Genomic DNA, 3,496 nt, shown 5'->3' with positions numbered 1-3,496 from the left:
AAGAGAGGCAAATGCACTATTCATAGAATATGGTATTGAAAAGCAATTTTATTTTTTGGGCGTGTCCCTTTTGCTGATACAAGGGGCATTCCGCACGTAGCTTGTAGCATGCCGCCCTTGTTGTGGACATGACCACAGTAAAACGCCCACAAGGGCACGCCCAAAAAATTAAAATTTTACTCAACTCTCTAATTCAACTTGCCCTTAACACATTTTTTAACTAAAAAAGCCCCACAAGCTTTGATAAGCTTATAGGGCTGAATGTGGATATTACTTTGTTTAGTGTGTAACTGTCATTTGCTTAGTAATTACGTTGTCTTCAGTACGCAATTGATAGATATATGTGCCTGCAGGAAGCAAACCTGCATCAAAAGTTACTGTGTATTTTCCTGTACCTAAGTTTTGATTGACTAAGGTCGCTATAACCTTACCTGTAAGGTCATACACTACAAGTTGAGTTTGAGCGGGCTTGGCGAGTGAAAAGTCTATTTGTGTAGTGTAATAAGCAGGATTTGGATAGTTTTGTCCTAATGTAGTTTGAGAAGCTGTTTCATCTTTTATACTAAGCACAAAACTCATATCCCCATCATCGCGAGCAATGATTTTATAGGCACTAAATGATTCAAACAATAGTCCTCTGAAATATGGGAATGTCCCGCCTAGGCTGAAAGTGCTATTGACATACGTTTGTGCTGCTGAAGTGTTTTCACGAGGTTTAGCCCTTACACCTGTGGTAGCAGAGGAATTACTATAAATGAGAATTTCACCAAAGTTTGTGTTTGTTGTGTTTATACCTGACGCATCTGCATCCATGTCAATCAAATGCTGTGAGGTAAGTTCAACTAACATAGATTCATATTGCTCTGCCCATTGTTTAGGTGTAGAAATACCTACTAAGCTATCAATTTTGCTGTTCATGTTGTAGAAAGGTGGTAGAGGGTTTCCAGTAGTAACAGGGTTAATAGTATTGAACACTCTCATGACAGTCATTCCTCCTGTTTCAGCGATATAAGCGTCTTGGTTAATAGTTACTTTATCTCCAAGATTGAGGTGAGAAAGCGGGTTAGATGCGTCTTTCCATAAGCGTATACCACTCCAAGGACTTGTGCCTTGCTGTAAAAAGACATAACCAATGTTTGTAGCTGTTTCCGTACCTGTTACGATACAGTTTTGTATGTTGATGCTCGATGCAGGAATAGTATCTCCCCAAAATAGGCTAGTCTTATTTGGGAACGGCGTGTATTGAATATCTCGTATTTTGGTAATACCGCCGTCTAGTACTTTATAGGCTGCGCTTTGCGTAGGTGCAGTAGAAGGAAAGAGAGTTGTATTTGAAGATGAGTTAGTAGCAGAAATGTAGTATTTTACTATGCTATCTATGCCTTTGGCAGCTAGGTTAGTAGATGCAGGAATTACACCTTGCCATTTGTTACCCCCAATATTAGTCATGCTAACGCTGGAATATGTTGTAGCACTAGCTCCTGCGGCATAATATAGAGTAGCTCCTGTGATTGTTCCTACGGAAGTAGTGATAGTAGCCGTAATTGTAGTGCTTGAAGTAGAATTTGATACAATGGGGTTGCGTTTGACATTACTAATTACAGGGAAGGCACCTACGGGGGTACCTAAATCGCTATCCTCCCAAGGGGCAATACGATAAGTTTGTGCTCCTGCTTCTGTTACTTCGGTAATAAAGCCACGTACGTGGCTGATAATTTGCCCGACAAGTGGAGTAGGATTGAAAGAAGGATTAAGTGCCATGCCATTAGCTGCTACTGTACCTTGTCTAAATCGCCCGCTGCGGTCTGCAAATTTAATTTGCGAACCTGTAACAGGATCTTGGAAAGTAATGTTGTATCTACCTGCCGTAGGTCCTGTTACACTGGCAACTAATACGTTATTGAACTGAACGTACATTCCCTCATATTTTTCTCCCGCACGGTTAATAACTTGGCTAGCGCCAACCTTATTCATGAAAGTATCAATAGTCAATACAATTGGTGCAGGTACAGGAGCAGTGCCTAATAAATTTACAATAGGTGGGCTAGTTAAAGTGTTGTTTAAGAAAATTTGATTATCACCTTGAAAAAGTCCTACGTGTCCGATAATTTCTACTTGGTTGCCTACGATAAAGTTGTTCCAAAAGTCAATGTTAGGGTTAGCAGTGTCTGATGCATTGCAATGTACCATTGTTCCTTCCCAAGGGTTGTTGGAAGACTGAATGTACACTTGATAGGCAGCGCTGCGTTGTACAGAACGGCGGGGGTTACACATTACAATCCCTGTAACTCTGTACGGCGTTTGCGCACGGGTAGCCGCTTCGTTGTTTTCAATAATGCCTGGAATAGCATCAGGATTGCTACCACTTAACGAAGGATTAAGATTTGCAGGACTTACATACTGTGTCTGGTAAATAGTAGAAGGTATATAGGACTGCCCCAAGCTCCTATTTACCAAGACAGCAGCTAACACTGAAAGTATAAGAAGACCTCTGAACATACTCCTGTAATTTGCTCACAAATTTGATGAGTTTCTAAAATTTAATCAAGAACAGTAATGTTATCAAATTATTAAATTTTATAAAAAAGCGCAGCGTAACAAAAAATTTTTAAAAATACAGGGGATAGAACTGCCGTGCAAACTAAAATTAAGATCATTATCACAATTATTTTGAGTTTTCAGCGCTAAGTACTGTTTTAATGTACTGTATTTTAGAGGTAATATTCTCATTCTTGTTGAATGAAACTACTTTGATATGTTTATCTTGACCAATGAGGTATGTTGCAGGCATAGGCATATCGTAAGTACCATCTGCATTAGGATTACCCACTTTTGTGCCGTACAAATCCAACACGTGCTTAGTGGCTTCATCTAGCTTGTAAGTAGTTTTGTAGGCGTCCATAATCCTGTGGCTCAAATCAGAAATGATGGGATAGTGCCGTGTTTTGTGGTGTTTTTTTATATTCTCTGGGGTTTCAGGAGAAATACCTATCATATAGCATTCTCCTGTATGCCGAAAGACACTTTCAATAGAGTCTTGTAAATCACTACTTTTTTTGACGCAACCTGTACAATACTCTCCCCTAAAAAAGAATAGTATGACAGGTTTTTCTTTTAGAAGTTCGTACAAATGTATTTTTTTGCCATGAATATCAGTAGCTTCAAAATCAGGTGCTATGGTACCTGTTTCCAGACCTGTGGGATACTCACTCTGTGCCGCAGCTGTGTTAATGAGCAAAAAAAACGCAAACATTATTATTTCTATAATTCCTAAATGAAAGTACTTCATACTTTACGCAAAAATACAAAAAATACGACTTACATATAATTTAACTTTCTAATTCCGCTTGGTATGTTACCAAAATTAAGTAGCAAGCTGTACTATAAAAAACAACGTAATTTTTTAATCTGATAGATTAGTTTATTTTTTTGGGCGTGCCCTTGTGGGCTTTTGCCCACAAGGTCGGCGTGCTACGGGCTACGCTAACGCTTCGGT

Annotated in this window: 3 protein-coding genes; all 3 read right to left on the bottom strand. The window is 39.2% G+C overall.

All coding sequences use genetic code 11. The features are described from left to right. Positions 1–20 precede the first annotated feature (20 nt). Positions 21–164: a hypothetical protein gene (locus NZ519_13065; GenBank protein ID MCS7029685.1), complete on the bottom strand. Its 144-nt coding sequence runs from the start codon at positions 162–164 to the stop codon at positions 21–23. A 115-nt stretch (positions 165–279) separates the two neighbouring features. Continuing rightward, positions 280–2,499 carry a T9SS type A sorting domain-containing protein gene (locus tag NZ519_13060; protein ID MCS7029684.1) on the bottom strand — a complete coding sequence of 740 codons (2,220 nt, stop codon included), beginning with the start codon at positions 2,497–2,499 and terminating at the stop codon, positions 280–282. A gap of 166 nt (positions 2,500–2,665) precedes the next feature. After that, positions 2,666–3,289 carry a peroxiredoxin family protein gene (locus tag NZ519_13055; GenBank protein ID MCS7029683.1) on the bottom strand — a complete coding sequence of 208 codons (624 nt, stop codon included), beginning with the start codon at positions 3,287–3,289 and terminating at the stop codon, positions 2,666–2,668. Positions 3,290–3,496: the final 207 nt, after the last annotated feature.

The organism is Bacteroidia bacterium (genome assembly GCA_025056095.1).
Taxonomy (GTDB): domain Bacteria; phylum Bacteroidota; class Bacteroidia; order JANWVE01; family JANWVE01; genus JANWVE01.
This window is presented reverse-complemented; position numbering and strand designations above follow the sequence as displayed.

Coding starts and splice junctions, on each gene's coding strand:
- NZ519_13060 (MCS7029684.1), bottom strand. CDS start 2,499: ATGTTCAGAGGTCTTCTTATACTTTCAGTGTTAGCTGCTGTCTTGGTA.
- NZ519_13055 (MCS7029683.1), bottom strand. CDS start 3,289: ATGAAGTACTTTCATTTAGGAATTATAGAAATAATAATGTTTGCGTTT.